This window comes from Streptomyces sp. MA5143a, from assembly GCF_900290235.1.
Lineage (GTDB): Bacteria > Actinomycetota > Actinomycetes > Streptomycetales > Streptomycetaceae > Streptomyces.
In genome coordinates this window covers 117,239-136,104 of record NZ_OLMK01000088.1, presented here as the reverse complement: position 1 = coordinate 136,104, position 18,866 = coordinate 117,239, and the positions used below count along the sequence as shown (strand labels likewise).

General features: G+C 72.7%; 14 protein-coding genes. 11 read left to right on the top strand and 3 right to left on the bottom strand.

What is annotated here, in order from left to right; all coding sequences use genetic code 11:
• Positions 1-39: 39 nt before the first annotated feature.
• The 6 genes from SMA5143A_RS33035 to SMA5143A_RS33010 all read left to right on the top strand — a co-directional run bounded on the left by SMA5143A_RS33035 (position 40) and on the right by SMA5143A_RS33010 (position 8,914).
• Positions 40-3,447 carry a non-ribosomal peptide synthetase gene (locus tag SMA5143A_RS33035; RefSeq protein WP_107466523.1) on the top strand — a complete coding sequence of 1,136 codons (3,408 nt, stop codon included), beginning with the start codon at positions 40-42 and terminating at the stop codon, positions 3,445-3,447.
• Positions 3,444-4,664, top strand: a complete 1,221-nt coding sequence (locus SMA5143A_RS33030; RefSeq protein ID WP_107466522.1) for a cytochrome P450 — start codon at positions 3,444-3,446, stop codon at positions 4,662-4,664. The genes SMA5143A_RS33035 and SMA5143A_RS33030 overlap by 4 nt, the downstream gene beginning before the upstream one ends.
• A 60-nt stretch (positions 4,665-4,724) precedes the next feature.
• A complete protein-coding gene (locus SMA5143A_RS33025) occupies positions 4,725-6,005 on the top strand; it encodes an ATP-grasp domain-containing protein (protein WP_107466521.1) in 1,281 nt (426 codons plus the stop codon).
• Complete coding sequence (locus tag SMA5143A_RS33020; RefSeq protein WP_107466520.1) at positions 6,005-6,421, top strand: RidA family protein; 417 nt, start codon at positions 6,005-6,007, stop codon at positions 6,419-6,421. Before SMA5143A_RS33025 ends, SMA5143A_RS33020 begins: the two co-directional genes overlap by 1 nt.
• Positions 6,422-6,521: 100 nt before the next feature.
• A complete protein-coding gene (locus tag SMA5143A_RS33015; protein WP_107466519.1) occupies positions 6,522-7,550 on the top strand; it encodes an alpha/beta hydrolase in 1,029 nt (342 codons plus the stop codon).
• Positions 7,547-8,914, top strand: coding sequence for an ATP-grasp domain-containing protein (locus SMA5143A_RS33010; protein ID WP_107466518.1), 1,368 nt, complete (start codon positions 7,547-7,549; stop codon positions 8,912-8,914). Before SMA5143A_RS33015 ends, SMA5143A_RS33010 begins: the two co-directional genes overlap by 4 nt.
• Before the next feature lie 207 nt (positions 8,915-9,121).
• On the opposite strand, the gene SMA5143A_RS33005 is transcribed toward SMA5143A_RS33010, so the two are convergent.
• Positions 9,122-10,357 (bottom strand): helix-turn-helix domain-containing protein, encoded by a 1,236-nt coding sequence (locus tag SMA5143A_RS33005; RefSeq protein WP_107466517.1) that lies wholly within the window; start codon positions 10,355-10,357, stop codon positions 9,122-9,124.
• A gap of 306 nt (positions 10,358-10,663) precedes the next feature.
• On the opposite strand from SMA5143A_RS33005, the gene SMA5143A_RS33000 reads away from it, so the two are divergent.
• The 3 genes from SMA5143A_RS33000 to SMA5143A_RS32990 all read left to right on the top strand — a co-directional run bounded on the left by SMA5143A_RS33000 (position 10,664) and on the right by SMA5143A_RS32990 (position 13,676).
• Complete coding sequence (locus SMA5143A_RS33000) at positions 10,664-10,876, top strand: hypothetical protein (protein WP_107466516.1); 213 nt, start codon at positions 10,664-10,666, stop codon at positions 10,874-10,876.
• Between the two features lie 882 nt (positions 10,877-11,758).
• The gene (locus SMA5143A_RS32995; RefSeq protein WP_107466515.1) at positions 11,759-12,568 is read left to right on the top strand and encodes a phytanoyl-CoA dioxygenase family protein; all 810 of its coding nucleotides are present in this window, start codon (positions 11,759-11,761) and stop codon (positions 12,566-12,568) included.
• Positions 12,569-12,599: 31 nt separating this feature from the next.
• On the top strand, positions 12,600-13,676 hold the full coding sequence (locus SMA5143A_RS32990) for a polysaccharide deacetylase family protein (protein ID WP_107466514.1): 1,077 nt from the start codon (positions 12,600-12,602) through the stop codon (positions 13,674-13,676).
• 114 nt (positions 13,677-13,790) lie between these two features.
• Here the strand turns inward: SMA5143A_RS32990 and SMA5143A_RS32985 are convergent, their stop codons facing one another.
• Entirely contained in the window at positions 13,791-15,068 is a 1,278-nt protein-coding gene (locus tag SMA5143A_RS32985; protein ID WP_181362116.1) for an MFS transporter, read from the bottom strand.
• Between the two features lie 92 nt (positions 15,069-15,160).
• Between SMA5143A_RS32985 and SMA5143A_RS32980 the strand changes: the two genes are divergently transcribed.
• A complete protein-coding gene (locus SMA5143A_RS32980) occupies positions 15,161-16,354 on the top strand; it encodes a glycosyltransferase (protein WP_107466512.1) in 1,194 nt (397 codons plus the stop codon).
• Positions 16,355-16,473: 119 nt separating this feature from the next.
• A complete protein-coding gene (locus tag SMA5143A_RS32975; RefSeq protein ID WP_107466511.1) occupies positions 16,474-17,727 on the top strand; it encodes a D-arabinono-1,4-lactone oxidase in 1,254 nt (417 codons plus the stop codon).
• A gap of 86 nt (positions 17,728-17,813) precedes the next feature.
• Here SMA5143A_RS32975 and SMA5143A_RS32970 read toward each other — a convergent pair whose 3' ends face one another.
• Positions 17,814-18,806 carry an aldo/keto reductase gene (locus SMA5143A_RS32970; protein ID WP_107466510.1) on the bottom strand — a complete coding sequence of 331 codons (993 nt, stop codon included), beginning with the start codon at positions 18,804-18,806 and terminating at the stop codon, positions 17,814-17,816.
• Between the last annotated feature and the right edge of the window lie 60 nt (positions 18,807-18,866).

Sequence of the window (18,866 nt, the reverse complement as noted above, 5' to 3'; positions counted from 1 at the left end):
CGCGAGTGCCGTGGGAGCAGTCGAGGGGAGTGGGACCGCTTGCAACCGAACGCCGAGTGGAGCGCGGGGCGCCCGAGCGTCGCGCCCGACGAGGGCCTGCACGAGACGTTCGCCCGACTCGCCCGGGTCCGCCCGGACGCACCGGCCCTCATCGAGGGTGAACACACCGTCACCTACGCGGAGTTGGACCGCGTCGCCGACACCTGGGCCGCGCACCTCGCCGCGGCCGGGGCGGGCCCCGGCGATCTGGTCCCCGTCCTGCTGCCGCGCGGCAGACACCTCGTCGCCGCCCTGCTCGCCGTCCTCAAGACGGGCGCGGCCTACGCGCTGCTCGACCCCACCTGGCCCGAACAGCGCCTCGCCGACATCCGCACCCAGCTGAACCCGCCCCTGGCCGTCGCGGCCCCCGGCACGCGACTCGGCCTGGACGAACCGGTGTCGCCCGTCTGGACACCGCCGCCCTGGCCGCCGTACGCCGAGGCCGCGCCCCCCGGCTTCCGGCCCGTGTCCGCCCGTGGGGCCGACCCGGCGTGCGTCTTCTTCACCTCGGGCACCACCGGCCGCCCCAAGGGCGTGCTGACCCCGCACCGGGCCACGGCACGGCTCTTCCCGCCGGACGGTTTCGTCGCCTTCACCGAAGACACGGTGATGCCCCTGGCCGCGGCCGTCTCCTGGGACGCGTTCTCTCTGGAGCTGTGGTCGGCGCTCCTGAACGGCGGCACCTCACTCATCACCGAGGAGCCCTACCTGACGCCCACCGCGCTCCGCTCGGGCGTGACCCGCCATGGGGCGAACACGGTGTGGCTCACCAGCAGCCTCTTCAACATGATCGTCGACGAGGACCCGGACGCCTTCGAGGGCCTGCGCCACGTACTCATCGGCGGCGAACGGCTCTCCGCCTCCCACGTCCACCGCTTCCTGCGCCGGCACCCGGACACCGCCCTGATCAACGGCTACGGACCCGTCGAGTCCACCGTCTTCACCACCACCCACCGCGTCACGGAGGCCGACTGCGACCTGCCGGGAGGCATCCCCCTCGGCCGGCCCGTCCCCGGTACCCGGGTGTACGTCCTGGACCCGGACGGCACCCGCCCGTCCGCCGTCGGGGAGACCGGCGAACTGTGCGTCGCCGGCGACGGACTGGCACTCCGTTACCTCGGCGCCCCCTCCCTGACCGACGAGAAGTTCCGGACGCTGCCCCTGGGCCCGGACGGCGAGGGCGTACGCGTCTACCGCACGGGCGACCTCGTGGAGTGGGACGGGGACGGACTGCTGCACTACCGGGGCCGGGCCGACCGCCAGGTCAAGATCCGGGGCCACCGCGTCGAGCCCGCCGAGGTCGAACGCCAGGTGGAGCGACTGCTGCCCTCCGTTCGCTCCTGCCGAGTCCTGGCCCGCCCCGACGGCTCGGGCGCGAGCCTGGAACTGGTCGCGTTCTGCACGCCCACCCGACCGGGCGACCCGCTGACCGACGCCCTCCCCGCACTCCACGCCGCACTGGTCCCGTACCAGCGCCCCGTCGCCCTCGTCGGCGTCGACGGCTTCCCGACCACCGACCGCGGCAAGCTCGACGAACGGGCCCTCCTGGCCCTGGCGGAGAGCGCCGCCCCCACGCCGTCCGCGCCGATCCTCGCCGCCTCCGTCGACAAGCTGACGAACCAACCTGTCGACACGCTGGCGACGGACCCCTACGTCGACGCGGTGGCCGAGACCTTCGCCGCCGTCCTCGGCCGCGACTCCGTACCGTTCGACGTGCCCTTCACCGACCTCGGCGGTGCCTCCCTCGGCGCGGGCCGGGTCTGCGCCCGGCTGGCCGGCCGGTTCGGTCGCCCCGTGCCGGTGGCGCAGTTCTACCGCCGTGCGACCGTCACGGCCCTCGCGGACTGGCTGCGGGCCACGGCGGACACCCAGGGCCCCGAGCCCGCCGACGGTCCACCCGCCGCGAACGGCACCACGCCGCTCACCCCCCTGCAGATCGTCTATCTGACCCGCCAACTCGTCGCCCCCGCCGACCTCACCTCGCACTGCCTGCTCACCTGGGTCATCGAGGGCGAACCGGACCGGGAGGCGCTGCGGGCGGCCGTCGCCGCCGTCCACCGACGGCACGAGGCGCTGCGCGCCGCCTATGTCGCCGACCCCAGGCCCTCGGCCGTCCTCGTCGACATCCCGCCACCCGACCTGGAAGCGCTGCCCGACGAACCCACCGTCGACGCGGCCGTCCGCTCACTGCGCGCCGAACTCACCGACGCACTCGACCTGCCCGGCGGAGAGGTCTGGCGCACCGCGCTGGTCCGCGTCGCGGACACGGACACACGTACGGGTACGGACGCATGTACGGGTACGGACACCACGGTGTTCGGCGTCGTGGTGCACCACATCGCCTTCGACGGCTGGTCGGAGTCGGTACTGTCCCGCGACCTCGCCACCGCCTACGCCGCGGCCCGCCGGTCCACCCCCGACACCACACCCCGGACGCCACCACCACCCTCCCTGCGCGAGCAGTACATCGAGCGCAGCCTGCACCGCACCCTGGCCGACACCGACACCGACACCGACGCCCGCGCCGGGACCGCAGCTCAACGAGAGCTCCTGGTCGCCGAGTTGACCGGCGTACCGGAGCTGCGCTGGGCGTCCGGGCCGCCCGATCAGACCTCCGCCGGTCCGGTGCCGCCGCCCCCCGACACACGGTCCGGCCCCGCCCGGGTGGAGGCATGGGTGGGTCCCGCCGTGCTCCGCGCGGTCGACCGGCTGGCCGCCGACTGCGGCGTCACCCGGTTCGTCGCGCTGCTCGCACTGTGGGCCGGAAGCGTCGCGGAAGTGACCGGGCAGCGGGACTTCGCCGTCGGTGTTCCCGTCGCGCAGCGCGACGGGGCGGGGCTGGAGGACGTCGTGGGATGCCACATCACCACGCTGTGCCTGCGGTTGCGCGGCACGGCCCTCGACGGCAGCGGCCTCGACGGCACCGCCCCGCCCCGCACCGTCGTCGGCGGAGGCCCGGCGGCGGCCGTCCGCGCGACCGGCGCCGTCACCGCCCGGGCCCTCGCCGCGCAGGACGTGCCCTTCGGGGACGTCCTCACCCTCGTCGACCCGCCCCGTACCGGCCGCCCACCCCTCTACCAGGTGCTCTTCGCCCTCCAGGACAACCCGGCCCCGGACCTCGAACTCCCCGGCCTGCGCACCACGTTCCTGCGTCAGCCCTACCTGGAGCTGCCCCTGGAACTCCACACCGAGTGCTGGCCGGACGGCGACGGCGGGCTGCGCGTGGAGACCGCGTTCCGCCCGGACGCCGTACCCCCCACCGTGGCCCACGCCATCGCCGAGCACTTCTCGCGGCGACTGGACCACTTGGAGCGACCGGAGACCCCCGCACCCGCCCACCACCCGTCGGAGCCCCGCCATCCACGTCCGGCCCCGGGCCGGCCCGCCCCCCGAAGGTCACCGTCATGACGGCAACCGTCGCCCCGCCCGCCCCCTCCCTCGACCGCATCGCCGACCCCGAACTCCACGCCGACGGCGATCCGCACGCGCTGTGGCGGTGGATGCGGGAGTACTCCCCGGTGCACCGGCACGAGGCGGGTGAGCTGCCCGCCTTCTGGTCGCTGACGAAGTACGAGGACATCCGGGCCGTCTACCGCGACCCGGCCACCTTCAGCTCGGCCCGAGGCGTCCTGCTGCGCCCCGCCCGCCTCGGCGACGACCCCGGCGGCGGGCTCACCCTCGCCCTGTCGGACCCACCGCGCCACAAGGAGCTGCGCTCGCTCATGGCGGACTGGTTCAGCACCCGGGCGGTGCGCGGCCTGGAGGAGACCGTCCGCGCCACCGCACACAAGGTCGTCGCCCAGGGACTCGAACAGGGCACCGTCGACTTCGTCGACCTCGCCGGGCGGCTGTCCCTCTCCGTCATCTGCGGCGTCATCGGCATCCCGGAGGAGGACCACGCCGCTGTCCACCGCTGGACCGACGAGGCCTTCGCGGCCCACACCTCACTCGCGGCGCACCCCCGACTCATGGAGTACTTCATGGAGTTGGTGTACGCGAGGATGGCCGAGCCGACCGACGACCTGGTGAGCTCGCTGGTCAACGGAACCGTGCACGGCGAGCTGCTGTCCGAGCACGAGATCCTCCTGAACTGCGAGAACCTCATCGGAGCCACGGAGAACGGGCGGCTCGCCCTCATCGGCGGCATGCTCGCCTTCCTCCAGCACCCCGACCAGTGGCGGCGGCTGCGTCAGGACCGCGCACTGCTGCCGGGCGCCGTGGAGGAGATCGTGCGCTGGACCTCCAGCGCCACGCACAGCATGCGCACCGCCACCCGCCCGGTCACCGTGCGCGGGCAGCGCGTCGACGCGGGCGACCGGGTCGTGCTGTGGCTGCCCTCCGCCAACCGCGACGAGGACGTCTTCGACGACCCGTACCGCTTCGACATCGCCCGCCGCCCCAACCGGCACATCGCGCTGGCCTCCGGCGAGCACTTCTGCATCGGCAGCACCCTCGCCCGCGCCGAGATGCGGGCCCTGTTCACCGAACTGCTCGACGCGACCGACGCGATCGAGCAGGCCGGCCCCGTGACCCGCGTGCGGTCGAACGCCGTCAACGGCCCGGCCGCCCTGCCCGTACACCTCACCCCGACGAGCCGCGCCACCGCCGGCCCCGGCACGCGATGAGCGCGCTCCACGACGAACTCCGGGAACCACCGGGACACACCGCGAACCACCAGGAGACACATGCGACACGGTGACATGGAAACCGGTCCCACGACACGGGGGCGCCGGACCCTGCTGATCGGCTGGCGGCCCGACGCCATCAAGGCCCTGCGACGCCTCGACGCCGAGGTGACCTGTGTCCTCGCCACGAGCGACGACACCGACGCACGGGCCCTGCTGCTCGACGACGCGCACACGGTTCCCGTACGGGACCCGTCGAGCACCGAGGAGACCCTGGCCGCCCTCGAACGCTTCGACCTGTCCGTCCATGACTTCGACGTCGTGTGCAGCCAGTTCGAGTTCACCCTGGTCAACGCCGCCGTCGTGGGCGGCCGTCGCAGCGGGACCACACCGCAGGACGCCCTGGCGCTGCGCGACAAGGACCTGCAAAAACGCCGGATCCGCGCGGCGGGCATCCCCGTCGCGGACTCCCGACCCGTCGTCCACGCCCGCGAACTGGCCGACTTCCCCCACCCGCGCGGTGTGCTGAAGCCCCTCGCGAACTCCGCCACCCGCGGTGTCCACGCCTGGCGCGACGCCGACGAACGCCGCACTCTCGCACAGTGGCTGGGGGAGACGGGCGCTCTCGGGCCCTGGCTCGCCGAGGAGTGGGTCGACGGCGCGGAACTGCACGTCGACGGTGTGGTCCGTGGCGGCCAGGTGGTGTTCACCTCGGTCGGCCGGTACGCGCAGAACGTGCTGGCCATCAGGGACGGCGGCATCGTGGCCTCCGTCATGGAGCACCCCGCGCACCGGGCCGACCTCTACGAGCGGGCGCACGCCGTGGCCGAGCAGGCCATGAAGGCGCTCGGACACCACGACGGCGTGTTCCACATGGAGGTCTTCGAACAGGGCGACCGCCTTGTCTTCGGCGAGTGCGGCGGTCGTGTGCCCGGCGGCACGTTCGACGAGATGATCCGCCTCCAGCACGGCGTGGACCTCCACGAGGAGTGGGCGAGGGCCGTCCTCGGCCTGGCGCCGTCGGTGACGCCGGAACCGGCCGACCAGTGGTACGGCGACGTCTTCCTGGCCGCCGACGCGGGCACCCTGCGGTCCTTCCCCGGCGCGGCGGAGGTGGCCGCACGCGAGGGCGTCCACCATGTGGCGCTCACCGCCCGGCCCGGCGACACGCTGATCAGCGGCAGGGAGGCGTCCTGCGCGTTCGTCGGCACCGCCGTCGTCGCCGGCCGGGACCCGGAGGAGACGGGGCGGCGACTGCGGGACCTCGCGCACTGGTTCGCGGCGCACACCGAGGTGACCCCCGGGCAGGGAGAACCGCCCACCACACAGGGAGCGTTCTGATGACGACCCGCACACTGACGCACATCTCCGCCCCGGCGGGCGTCGCCCCCAGCGACGGCTACACCCATGTGGTGACCGGGCCGGGCCGGCTCGCCGCCGTCGCCGGCCAGATGCCGTTCGACGAGAAGGGCGAGTTCGTCGGCACGGGCGACCCGGCCGCGCAGACCCGGCAGATCTTCCGCAACTTGCGCGGCTGCCTGGCAGCGGCCGGGCTCACCTTCGACGACGTCATCAAACTCACCTACTACGTCACGGACATCGCCCATGTGCCGGCCGTCCTGGCGGTGCGCGACGAGTTCATCGACACGGAACGGCCTCCGGCGAGCACGGTGGTCCAGGTCGTTGCCCTCTACCGCCCCGACCTGCTTCTTGAGGTCGACGCGTTGGCCCTGGTCCCCGAGGACCCCGCCCCCTGACCGACAACCCCGTCCCCCTCACGTCCCCGTCCCCGCCGACCCGGCGCCCACCCGGGTGCTGCACTCCGCCCTCGGTTCCCCGCGTACTCCTGGGAGCACCATGACCACCATCTCGCCACAGCCCCCCGGCCCTCTCGCCGGGCACTCGGAACCGCCGCCCCTCGACCGGGAGTTGGCGGCTCCGCTCGCGACGATCCTCGACGCCCTGCCGATGCCCCTGACGGCCGACCTCGTCGCGGACCGGCGCCGGAGGTCGGCCACGGGCCGACTGACCGACGAGGAGATCCGCCGCGACGGGCGGTTCACCATCGAGGAGCGCACCGTCCCCGGACCGCCCGGCGCCCCGGACGTGCCCCTGCTGATCTGCCGCCCCACGGCCACGACCGGTCCGTACCCGGCGGTCTACCACACCCACGGCGGCGGCATGGTCGCCGGCAGCCACCGCAGCACGGAGCTGGCCGGCGAACTCGACCGCGCCCAGGAACTCGGCCTGGCCGTCGTCGCGGTCGACTACCGGCTCGCCCCCGAACACCCCGACCCCGCCCCGGTGGAGGACTGCTACGCCGGCCTCACATGGCTGGCGGCCCACGCCCCCGACCTCGGCATCGACCCGGAGCGGATCGTGGTGAGCGGCAACAGCGCGGGCGGCGCCCTGGCCGCCGGGCTCGCCCTCCTCGCCCGTGACCGCCGAGGGCCGCGCCTGCGGGGGCAGTTGCTCCAGTTCCCCATGCTGGACGACCGGTGCGCGACGTTCTCCCACGCCCAGATGGAACACGTCGGCCTCTGGGACGGCGCCTCCAACCGGGCCGGCTGGACGGCACTTCTCGGCGAGCGACGCGGCACACCGGACGTGTCCTGCTACGCGGCCCCGGCACGGGCGGCGGACCTGTCCGGGCTGCCGCCCGCGTTCATCGAGGTCGGTTCTGTGGAGGCCCTCCGCGACGAGGGCATCGCCTACGCGTCACGCCTCTGGCGGACCGGCGGCCGGGCCGAACTGCACGTGTGGTCCGGCGCGTTCCACAGCTTCGACGAATGGGTGCCCCAGGCCGAGATCTCCCGCGCCGCACACCGCGCACGGGTCTCATGGCTGCGCCGCACGCTGGAGAAGGAGAACCAGGACCCCTCATGAGCCGCACATCCACGGACCACGCGACGGCGGACCCCCGGCCGGCCCCCGCCACCCCCCAGCCGACGCCACCCCCGACCCTGCTTCTGCTCGGCGGCGCCAACCCGCTCCCCTCCAGCATCGACATCGTCACGCGCGCCATCGAGGAGGCACGCAACCGCGGCATCCGGGTCCACCTCGTCCACCGGGCGGCGGCACTCGCCCGGACCACCGAGGTCAACGACCTGGCCGACGCCGTGTCCGCCGTCGAACCGGACGACCCGGAGGCGTGCGAGCGCTGGGTACGGGGTCGCGTGACCGCGGGCGAGCGGTTCGATCTGGTGCTCGGTCTGCGCGACGAGGTGCAGGAATCGGTGGCCCGGTGCGCGGCGTACGTCGGCGCTCCGGGCAACGGGGTCGACGCTGTACGGCGTATCCGCAACAAGGACGCCTGCCGTGCCGCGCTGGCCGCCGCCGGGTTCCGCCAGCCGGCGGTCCGGTTGTGCGGGTCGCGGGAGGAGGCGTCGGCGTTCCTGCGGGAGTCACGGGGCCCGTGGGTGGTGAAGCCCCGGGACGGCATGGCCAGCATCGGCGTACGCAAGGTGCGGGACGCGTCCGAGCTGCCGCCGGCGCTCGCGGAACTCCCCGACCCGGAGGTGTTCCTGGTGGAGGAGTTCGTCGAGGGCCCCGAGTACAGCGTGGAGGGGGTGATCCTGTCCACCGGCCCGAAGGTCCTCGTGGTGACGGCGAAGGAGACCCTCCCGCCGCCGTACTTCGTGGAGATCGGCCATGTCCTTCCGGCCGAGCTCCCGGAGTCCACGCGTGCGGCGGTCGACCGCGAGGTGACGGCGGCGCTGACCGCGCTGGACCTGCGCTTCGGTGTGTTCCATGTCGAACTGTGGCTCACGGAAGGGGGCGTCGTCCTGGGGGAGGTCCACGTACGCCCCGGCGGCGACTGGCTGCACCGCCTGCTCACCCATGCCGTCCCCGGCCTGGAACTCTTCGGTCTCCTCTACGACGACCACCTCGGCCGTCCCGAGCGGGCCACCTCGTCCTTGGAGCCCACCCGGGGGGCGGCGGTCCGTTTCCTGGCACCCCCGCCGGGCCGCCTCGTCGACGTGGACGGATGGGGGAGGGTCGAGGCCGACCCGTCCGTCCTGGCCGCGGGGCTCACCCCGGCACCCGGTGACACGATCCGCCCGGTGCGCCAGTCGGGCGACCGCGCCGGCTTCATCGTGGTCGGCGAACGGACACCGGCCCGCGCGCGGGCCGTCGCGACGACCCTCGCGGACTCCCTCCACTTCCGCACCATCGACCCGCCACCCACCGCCCCGGAGGGCCGCCCCCGCAGCACCCCTCGGACACCCGCCCTGCCAACCGCCCACTGACCCCCTGGAATCCCACCCCGCTCACCCCTCGACCGCCACGGCCCGCCGGACCATCCGGCGGGCCGTGAAGGCGTGTACACCCACGACCATGCCGACCCCGACATGAGAACCCCGGCCTCCCCGCGCCGAGATGGGCGGCGCCGGGGAGACCGGGGTGGGGCAGACCGAGGAGGGGGGAGATACGCCGGTGGCTCGCGAAGTCGCGGGTCAGGAACCCGCGTTGTTGCGCGCCCTGCCGGCGTCCTCCAGGGATTCGGCGAGGATGCGCCAGATCTCGGCGGCCAGGTCGATGTTGGACTGCTGGCGGGCCTGCTCGCCCAGCTCCTTCAGCCGCTGGATGCCCTCCGCCTCGCGGCCCTCCAGAAGCATCAGCCGGGCGTCGAGGATGTGGAGCCGGACCTGGTCCCGATAGGTGAGGCGCAGTTCGTCGCTGTGCAGCTGGTCGTGCAGGGCGCGGGCGTCCGCGTACCGTCCCTCCTCGAAGGCGAGATGCGTCTGCAGGGTGAGGAGTTCCTGGCGCAGCACCGGTGTGCCGACCAGGGCGAGGGCGCTGGCCGCCTCGTCGAGGCAGGCGCGGCCGCGTTCGGTCTGCGGGGGTGCGCTCTGCAGGTGCAGGGAGGCGGCGGCCAGCCGCAGGCGCGCCCACAGCGTCAGATCGACGCTGCTGTCCAGTTCCTTCATGGCACGTTCGAGGTAGTTCCGCGCGACCTCGTGGTCGCCCTGGCGGAAGCGTACGGTGGCGGCCGACCACAGTGCCTCGGCGGCCAGCGGATCGGACCGTCCCTCGACGAGCTGGACCAGTTCGTCGACGTGGGCCCGGGCGTCGGGCAGCCGTCCGGCCTCCGCTTCCACGGAGACCAGCGTGAGCAGTGCGCCACCGGTGTCGGTGACGGACAGTCCGGCGCCCTTGGCGAGCTGGTAGGCGTTGACGGCGATGCCGAGCGCGCGTGTCACCTCACCGGTCGAGCGCAGCGAACGGGCGAGCTGGGAGCCGGCCCTGCACTGAAGCTCGGGCAGGGCGAGTTCGTCGGCGACCCGGGCGAGCTTCTCCAGACAGGCCTGCTCCTCGTCGCGTCGGCCGCGGCGCTGCCAGTAGCGGGAGATCAGCCACAGCGCCTGCCAGCGCAGGAACGGGGCCTCCTCACGGACCTGGCCGAGCACGGCGATGAGGTTCTCGATGCCCTCGTCGCCGTCCGTGGACGTGGCGATGGACAGGGCCTGCGCGAGGGAACCTCCGCTCGGCGGGGTGTCGAAGGCGGAGCGATCCACACCCAGAACCTGGGCGAGGTAGGTCACCACCCGCTCCGTGGGCTGTCGCGCGCCTGACTCCAGACGTGACAGGTAACCGGTGGAGATCTCCCCGCCCGCGAGGGCGGCCTGCGACAGACCGCGCTCCACTCGCAACTCTTTGAGGCGTCGGCCGAAAGTCGGCTGTTCCAGCATATAAGTCTCACTATCACTTAGCGTGCGGTGACAGGTATGCGGCTCCACCTCCCCCGCGACTCTCGGCGAGCAGCCAAAGTACTGATCTACCTGGGAGTCTAGTGCCAATCGAACCGACTCAGCAAGCAACTTGCCCACCTCCTTGCCAAGGGATCCGGAAGGTGCCCTTCGATCGTTGGCACGTTCTTGTCAATCTCAGGCAACTTGTTGCCAAGCGTTGGGCGGGCCGGTTAGGTTGGGGATCGCTTCGGGTTCCGCGGAACCTGGAAGTCCGTACCCACCTGTGTTTTCGCTAGAGGAGCAGTTATGCACAAGCGTTTCCGCACCGTGTCCGTCGCCGCCCTCTCCGTGATCACTCTGGGGGCGCTGCCCTCCGTCTCGCAAGGGGACATCGACTGGCCCAAGCAGGCGAGCGCTGTCACTCATGCCGCCGGTAGTGACGGCGGTATTGACTGGCCCAAGAAGGAGAGCGCTTTCTCTGCTGCCTCTGCTGGCAACGAGGACATTGACTGGCCGTAACCACGGCCGGATCGCGCCCACACCGTCGCCGCCCACGCAGGGTGAGCACTCAGGGAGCCCGCAGCACCTCGGAGCCGGGACGTCGGCATGACAACGATGCCGACATGGGCGCCGAGCGGGCCGTACGTCCGGGCCCCACTCCGCGTCGCCCGCGCGACGTGGACTCCTCTTCCCGTCCCGGCCGGGGACGCCTGATGTCATATGTCAGGCAAACTTGTGCCTCCCGACTCGTTCCTGTCCCGTCGGCCGCGGTTCCCTCTGGAGCCCGAAGACCGGCAGGACAGCGTCAAGCGGACACGTTCCGGCCATGCCCATCACGCCGGCGCGTCCGGCGCACCCCTGGGTCAGGCACCTGAGCGGCCGTCACGCCGTCGTCGTGCCGTACCGCGCCGCACCGCTTTCCCTGAACACCGACGTACGCGCCGCGGATGCCGACATCTCCGCGTGCCACGCACCCGCCGAGTACGTCCCTCGCCCAAGTCCCCCTCTTCGCCGGCCCCCTTGGAGGCGGAACTCCGCCGGGGAGCGGCGGGCCGTGCCGACTGCGTCCCACGGGATCGCGCCTCACTTGATCCCACCGACGACATAGCCCGCACCCCATGTGCTCGTGCCCCCGGCGGATTCCGCCCCGGGCCCTGGTCCCCGAACGGGGTCGGCGCGGCGACCCCGTCACCGCGCCTCGGCCGCACGCGACGCCCGGCTCCCCCCCCCGGAGCGCCCCGCCCCCGTCCACCGACCCTCACCGGCGGACTCGGCGTGCCCCGGTCCGCGGGTGGCGACCGGGCCTCTCCCGGATCGCATGGCAGCCCTTCCCACGGCCGGGGCCCGAACCAGCCCTCACACATCGCCATCCATCAACACCGCGAAACGGAGAGCGCCTTCATGACTCCGCACCTCACCCTCCCCCTCGAACGGACGTCGTCGCTGAGCGACGAGCAGATCGAGTCGTTCGCGCGACTCGGCTATGTGATCCTTCCGGGCTTCCTGCCCGACGGCCTGGCCTCCCGGCTGCGGAACGAGGCCGACCACTGGGTCGACTCGGGGCTGCGGGAGAAGTCGATCGCCTCCTGCGTCGACCCCGTCACCCACGGCCTGCCGCCCGTCCTGGAGCTGGAACTCGCGGCCCACGGCGAACTCCTCACCCATGCGCCGCTGATGGACGTGCTCACCCAGCTGATGGGCCCGGACTTCGTCTTCCACCACCTGCACAGCGACCGGCAGAAGCCCGACCTGCCGGGCAAGGACTGGCACCACGACTACGAGCAGCGGCCGCAGACCGACCGCCGCCACACCATGATCCACACACTGCACTACCTGGACGGCCTCGACAGCGACACCTCCTCCCTGGTCGTGCTGCCGGGTTCGCACCTCGACGTCGCCGAGAAGGACGCCCGCGCCCGCCTGGGCACCGCCGCACTGCCGGGCGAGGTCGTCATCGACCACCTGCCGCCCGGCTCGACCGTCGTCGTGCACTCCGCGCTGTTCCACGCCCGCCGCGCCCTGCCCGGCGGCCAGCGTGGCAAGGACCGCTACTTCGTCGACGCCTCGTACTGCCAGGTGGGCACCGCGTGGCCGCCGGTGAAGCCGTACTGGCGGCACATGCTGCGGCGCGCCCGGGCCCTCGGCCTCGACCGGGGCCGGCCCGAACTGTTCGCGGAGCGCCACTTCACGGAGTACGTCAGGTCCGTGTGACCCCCGCCGTCACGACCGGAGGAGGAACCCCATGCTGTACGCGGGAATCGCCTGGGACGCGGGCGGTTACGAGATCGAGGTGGTGGACGGGTCCGGTGCGCCGGCCGCGCCCCGGGCACGGTTCGGCGCGGACCGGATCGCCGACCTGGTCGGGCACCTGCGAGGCCTCGGCCAGGAGCGGCTGGTCATCGTGGTGGAGAGCACCAACGGGATACTCGACGGCCGGCTCATGGCCGCCGGGCTCAGGGTGTTCCGGGCCGACCCCCCTCTGCTGCCGTCGAGACCGGTGTTCGGGTCGGCCCCGGCCGCCGCGATCGCCCGGGCCGCCGCCGGCGCCCCCTCGGCCCTCGCCCGTCTGGTCCGCACCCGCGGTACCCAGACCGGCCGGGAGCCGGAGCTGGAGGCGTGGATCGCGGGCACGACGTCCGAGGTGGCACGGCTGACCGCCGACGGTCTTCTGGTGAGCCACGGTGGGCGCGACCGCAAGGAGATCGCGCTCACCTTCGACGACGGGCCGCAGCCGGGCAACACCGAACGCGTCCTGGACGTCCTCGAACGCTACGGAGTGCCGGCGACGTTCTTCTGCGTCGGCATGAACGCCCGCGCCCATCCCGACATCCTGACCCGGACGCGGGAGCAGGGACACGGGTTCGGCAACCACACCTGGTCGCATCCGTTCCTGCCCGAGCTGACACGGTCCCAGCTCACCGAGCAGATCGAACGCACCCAGGAGGCCATCGCCGAGGCGTCCGGCGGGCCCGCGCCGACCCTGTTCCGCCCGCCGTACGGGGCGCGCACGCCGGAGGTCCTCGGCCGGCTCGCCGAGTCCGGGCTGACGACCGCCCTGTGGGACGTCGTGCCCGACGACTGGTCGATGCCCGGCACCGACACCGTCGCCCGGGTCGTGCTCGACCAGGCGCGGCCCGGCTCGGTCGTCCTGCTGCACGACGGCGGCGGCGACCGCTCCCAGACGGTCGACGCACTGCCCGTCATGATCGAGGGCCTGCTCGAACGGGGCTACCGGTTCACCCGCCTGGACGCGATGACGGCATCCACGGATGACACGGACAGGCAGGCACCGGCCGCGGTCACGTCATCGGTCGCGTGACGGGACACGGGCCACCGGCGGGGCGACCCCGCCGCCGGTGGCCCGCACCGAAGGGGCGGTACGGCTCACAGCCGTACCGCCCCTTCCTGTCGGGTTCCTGGCGGGCCGTGGGAATCACACTTTCCGCAGCCCCGCCGCCAGCGTCACGACCAGCAGGACGAGCAGCCCGGCGAGGGTCGTGCGCAGCCCGAAGGCGCCCGCGAACCAGCCGACGAGGACCGGGCCGATCAACAGGCCGCTGTACGTCATGGTGTTGACCTTCGCCAGGGCGTGCGCCGCGCTCCCGGCGTCCAGGTCGTCGCCCCCGTGGCCGACGGAGCTGAAGATGACCGGTACGAGCACGGAGAGCCCGAGACCGAACAGCGCGAAACCCACGACGGCGGTCACGGGGCCGGGCGCGAGCACGACGACCGTGAGGCCGACGACGGCGATGGCGCCACCCCGGTTGACCAGGGCTCGTGCCCCCAACCGTGCGTGCAGGCGGTCGCCGACGAGCCGTCCGCCCGCCTCGCAGGCGCTGTACGCGATGTAGGCGAGGGAGGCCGTGGCGAGGGTGGCGCCGAGCTTCTCGTGGAGGTAGACGCCTCCCCAGTTGCCGACGACCCCGCTGCACACCAGGACGACCGTGCCGGTCAGCCCGAGGAGCAGCAGCCGGGTCGACCACCCCGACAGCACACCGGCGCCGGTCGCCGTACCGGTGCCGCGCTCCTTGGCCTCGTTCATGGCGGTCTTTCCGACGCGGTCGGTCCGGGCCGGGAGCAGATGCCTGCCCGCCACGAGGGCCAGCGCGACCATGGCCGCCCCGACGGCGGCGTAGTGGGCGGTGAGAGTGAGGCCGGCCTTGATGGCGGCGCCGCCGAGCAGGGAGCCCACGGCCGAGCCGATGCTCCAGGCCGCGTGGCAGCTGTTCATGATGTGCCGTCCGGTCTCCTTCTCCACGGCGATGGCGTGCGCGTTCATGGAGACGTCGATCAGACCGTCGGCCGCACCGAACACGGCCAGCACGACGACGAACCCGAAGACTGAGTGCGCCGAGGACGGCGGGACGAACGCGACGAGCGAGAGCGGCAGCGCGAGGGCCGCCACCCGTACGACGGGCGCGCTGCCGAACCGGGCGACCAGTGAGCCCGTCGCCTGCATGGCCACCAGCCCGGTGAGGATGGGCACGATCAGCAGCAGTCCCAGGGCGCCCTCCGACAGCCCGAATTCCGTCTTCCACAGGGGGATCTGCACGAAGTAGCTCGCGAAGACGAACCCCGTCAGGAAGAACGGCGCCATCGACGCCCACCGCAGCCGGCGCACGCCGGGCGCGTCGGGCACCGCCCCGCCCGGCTCTGCCTTCCCCGTGTTCTCCTCGGTCTCCTCGACCGTGCCGTTCTCTGTCTCTGCCATTGACTTCCACCTCGTCGAGCGACTCCGAAAAGCTTGCTGACTATTCAGGCACAGTGTTGCCAAGTTAGGCAACATTGGGTCACACTCTTGGTATGGATGACTTGAAGTTCAGTGTCGTGATCCCTTACAAGCAGCGGCTGGACAACATCCGCCTCGTCCTGTCGGCGCTGGCCGAACAGACGATGGACCACCGCGACTTCGAGGTCCTCATCGGCGCGATGGAGTACTCACCCGAATTCGTCTCCGTATGCCAGGAGTTCACCGACCGGCTCACCATCGTCTCGACCCTCTCGGCGGACGACTGGAACCTCTGCAAGGCGAGGAACCTGGCGATGCGCCAGGCCCGCGGCCAGGTCACGCTCATCCTGGACGCCGACATGGTGCTGCCCACCCGCTTCCTCGACAACCTGTACGAACGGCACTACGCGCACGGCCAGGACGTGTGCGTCGTCGGGCAGATGATCGGTTACGACGACGTGGTCGAGACGGACGTCGAGCACGTCGAACTCGCCCCCTTCGGTCACTACCGGGAGGTCCTCGCCGAGCTGGAGGCACGGGACCACGTCGTGATGGACGACCGCTGGAACGCCGACAACACCACCGCCTTCCACCGTTTCCCCTGGGTCTACGCTCGCGGCGGACTCGTCGCCGCCCCCACCGCGACCATCCGGCGCCACGACCTCACCTACGACGAGGGCTTCCAGGGCTGGGGACCCGAGGACCAGGAGTGGGCCCTGCGGGTGGCCCTGACCGGCACCCCGATCGTCCTCGGCGAGGAGGTGTACGGGCTGCATCTGCCGCATCTGCGCAGCGTCCAGGACAACGGCCGCACCGCACAGCGCAACAACCGTTACTACCTGGCCAAGTGGCCCCGCCTGGAGCTCGAACTCGCCCTCTCCTTCGGCTGGCGGGAGACCGCCCGCGTCCTGCCCGACGTACGACGCGAACTGAAGGCCGCGGCAGCGGGGTTCGGCCCGCGCCACGTTCTGGGAACCGTGCGCGGCACGGCGAACGGCAGGAGCCTCGTGGTCGTCGGCGCGGCGGTCGACCCCGCCACGCGGACCGCCGCACCGGACGTCGCCGCCCTGTTCGACACCCACGCCGAGCTGACCGTGCTGCCGCTCGCCGGCTTCGCGCTGCCCCACCCGGACGGCGACGCCGACGAGTGCCACGTCCTTCCCCCGGTGGCGCGGCTGAGCCCCCGCTACCGGGACGCCGTCCTGCGCGAGGCCGACCGCGTCGCCGTCAAGGTGTCCTCCCAGATCGACCAGGGCCCGGCCGCGTAGCCGAGACGAAACCAGACCGGGGCGGAGCCCGCCCCGGCGCGATGCCCCACCGGCCGCGCGCCGGCCGAGCGCCGATCCGCGCGGCGCGGGTGCCACGACGACTGCTGATCGGAGTACTCATGACGCTCGACACGGCCACCAACTGGGCCGGGAACCTCACCTTCGGCGCCGCGCGCTGGCACCGCCCGCGCAGCGTGGACGAACTGCGCCGCACCGTGGCGGACAGCGCCCGCATACGGGCCGTCGGCAGCGGCCACTCCTTCAGCGCCGTCGCCGACACCAGAGGCGATCTGGTCCGCCTGGACGCCCTGCCGCCCACCGTCGACCTCGACCCGGACGCCTCGACCGTCACCGTCTCCGCGGGCCTGCGCTACGCGGACGTCATCTCCGTCCTGGAGCGTGCCGGTCTCGCCCTCGCCAACCTGGCGTCGCTGCCGCACATCTCCGTCGCCGGCAGCGTCGCCACCGGCACCCATGGCTCCGGCGACACCCAGCGCTGCCTCGCCGCGTCGGTCCGCGCGCTGCAACTGGTCGGCCCCGAAGGCGATCTGGTCGAGCTGAGCCGGGACGCGGACCCGGACCTCTTCCCGGGCGCCGTGGTGGCGCTCGGCGCCCTCGGCATCGTCACCCGGCTCACCCTCGACATCGAGCCGAGCTACGCGATGGCACAGCGCGTCCGCGTCGCCGTCCCGCTCGACGAGGTGGCCGCCCACTTCGACGCGGTGTCCGGCGCGGCCCACAGCGTCAGCGTCTTCACCGACTGGGGTGGGGAGGAGGCCCAGGTCTGGCTGAAGCGCAGGCTGGACCGGCCCGACAGCGGCTGGAGCGGCGGCCGCCCCGCCGACCGGCCGATGAACCCGGTACCCGGTATGCCCCCGGAGTTCAGCACCGAGCAACTCGACGTGCCGGGGCCGTGGTGCGAACGGCTCCCGCACTTCCGGCCCGAGCTGACCCCGGGCGCCGGGGAGGAGCTCCAGTCCGAGTACTACCTGCCGCGCGCCGCGGCCCCCGCCGCGATCGCCGCTCTGCGGGCCCTCGGACAGCGCCTCGCTCCCGCCCTGCACATCGCGGAGGTGCGCACGGTCCGCGCCGACGACCTCTGGCTGAGCCCCGCCCACGGGAGGGACTCCGTCACCTTCCACTTCACCTGGGTCAAGGACCTCGCCCGCGTCCAGCCTCTCATCGCCGACGTCGAGGACGCCCTGATGCCGCTCGGCGCCCGACCGCACTGGGGCAAGCTGACCGCCCTCGCCCCGAGGGAGATCGCCGCGCTCTACGAACAGATCGGCGTGTTCGCCCAGTTGGCCCGCAAGTACGACCCGTCCGGCACGTTCCGCAACGACTTCACGGACGCACTCCTCGACACGGTCTGACGTCCCACCGCTCACGACAGTGGCCCACGGGGGGCTCCCCGTGGGCCATGCGCATGAGCCTGGGCCTCCCCGCCAGGCCCCGGCTGTCACCAGCGGTCGTGCACCAGGCCCCTGATCCGGCGGTCGTAGAGCTCCTCGACCGCCTTCAGGGTCACCTCCGGCAGGGCGGGCAGCCGCGCCGCCTCGGAGTTGGCGCGGGCCTGCTCCGGCGTGCGCGCACCGGGGATCACCGAGGTCACCCCCGGTTGCTGCACCACCCAGCGCAGCGCGGCCTGCGCCGGTGTCGCCCCCTCGGGCACGAGCGCCGCGAACTCGGCGGCCGCCTCGACCCCCAGCTCGTAGTCGACGCCGGAGAACGTCTCACCCACGTCGAACGACTCCCCACGGCGGTTGTACGTGCGGTGGTCTTCGGCGCCGAACACCGTGTCCCGGCGGTACCGGCCCGACAGCAGCCCGGAGGCGAGCGGGACACGGGCGATGATCCCCACACCGGCCTCCCGGGCCGCCGGGAGCACCCGCTCCAGCGGCCTGCGCCGGAAGGCGTTGAGGATGATCTGCACACTGGCCACATGCGGCCGGGCGATCGCGGCGAGCGCCTCCTCGCACGTCTCCACGCTCACCCCGTACGCCGCCACGCGTCCCTCCTCGACGAGGGTGTCCAGAGCGTCGTACACCGCCCCCGAGAAGAAGACGGGCGTGGGCGGGCAGTGCAGCTGGACCAGGTCGAGGGTCTCCACGCCCAGGTTGTCCCGTGAACGGTCCGTCCAGGCGCGGAAGTTGTCCAGGGTGAACTCGGCCGGGTCCTGCCGGGCGCGCCGCCCCATCTTCGTCGCCACGAGGAGGCCGGCGGCGCGGTCGGGCCCGAGCTGCCCGAGGAAGGAGCCGATGAGCCGTTCGCTGCGCCCGTCCCCGTAGACGTCCGCCGTGTCGAGGAACGTCACCCCCGAGTCCACGGCGGCGTCGAGCACGGCGAGGGCCTCGTCCTCGGCCACCTCGCCCCAGTCGGCGCCCAGTTGCCAGGTGCCGAGTCCCACCACCGAGACGTCGCGACCGATCCTGCGCATCTCCCGCTGTTCCATGAGAACCACCTTGTGAGCCGCCGTCTTGGAAAATCGTTGCCACCAGTCTGGCAATCTACT

Bases quoted from the DNA above. Each gene is read 5' to 3' on its own strand.
- SMA5143A_RS33010 (WP_107466518.1), top strand. From the start codon at position 7,547: ATGAGCCGCACATCCACGGACCACGCGACGGCGGACCCCCGGCCGGCC.
- SMA5143A_RS33005 (WP_107466517.1), bottom strand. From the start codon at position 10,357: ATGCTGGAACAGCCGACTTTCGGCCGACGCCTCAAAGAGTTGCGAGTG.
- SMA5143A_RS33025 (WP_107466521.1), top strand. From the start codon at position 4,725: ATGCGACACGGTGACATGGAAACCGGTCCCACGACACGGGGGCGCCGG.
- SMA5143A_RS33015 (WP_107466519.1), top strand. From the start codon at position 6,522: ATGACCACCATCTCGCCACAGCCCCCCGGCCCTCTCGCCGGGCACTCG.
- SMA5143A_RS32970 (WP_107466510.1), bottom strand. From the start codon at position 18,806: ATGGAACAGCGGGAGATGCGCAGGATCGGTCGCGACGTCTCGGTGGTG.
- SMA5143A_RS32980 (WP_107466512.1), top strand. From the start codon at position 15,161: ATGGATGACTTGAAGTTCAGTGTCGTGATCCCTTACAAGCAGCGGCTG.
- SMA5143A_RS32990 (WP_107466514.1), top strand. From the start codon at position 12,600: ATGCTGTACGCGGGAATCGCCTGGGACGCGGGCGGTTACGAGATCGAG.
- SMA5143A_RS32995 (WP_107466515.1), top strand. From the start codon at position 11,759: ATGACTCCGCACCTCACCCTCCCCCTCGAACGGACGTCGTCGCTGAGC.
- SMA5143A_RS33020 (WP_107466520.1), top strand. From the start codon at position 6,005: ATGACGACCCGCACACTGACGCACATCTCCGCCCCGGCGGGCGTCGCC.
- SMA5143A_RS33000 (WP_107466516.1), top strand. From the start codon at position 10,664: ATGCACAAGCGTTTCCGCACCGTGTCCGTCGCCGCCCTCTCCGTGATC.
- SMA5143A_RS32985 (WP_181362116.1), bottom strand. From the start codon at position 15,068: ATGGCAGAGACAGAGAACGGCACGGTCGAGGAGACCGAGGAGAACACG.
- SMA5143A_RS32975 (WP_107466511.1), top strand. From the start codon at position 16,474: ATGACGCTCGACACGGCCACCAACTGGGCCGGGAACCTCACCTTCGGC.
- SMA5143A_RS33030 (WP_107466522.1), top strand. From the start codon at position 3,444: ATGACGGCAACCGTCGCCCCGCCCGCCCCCTCCCTCGACCGCATCGCC.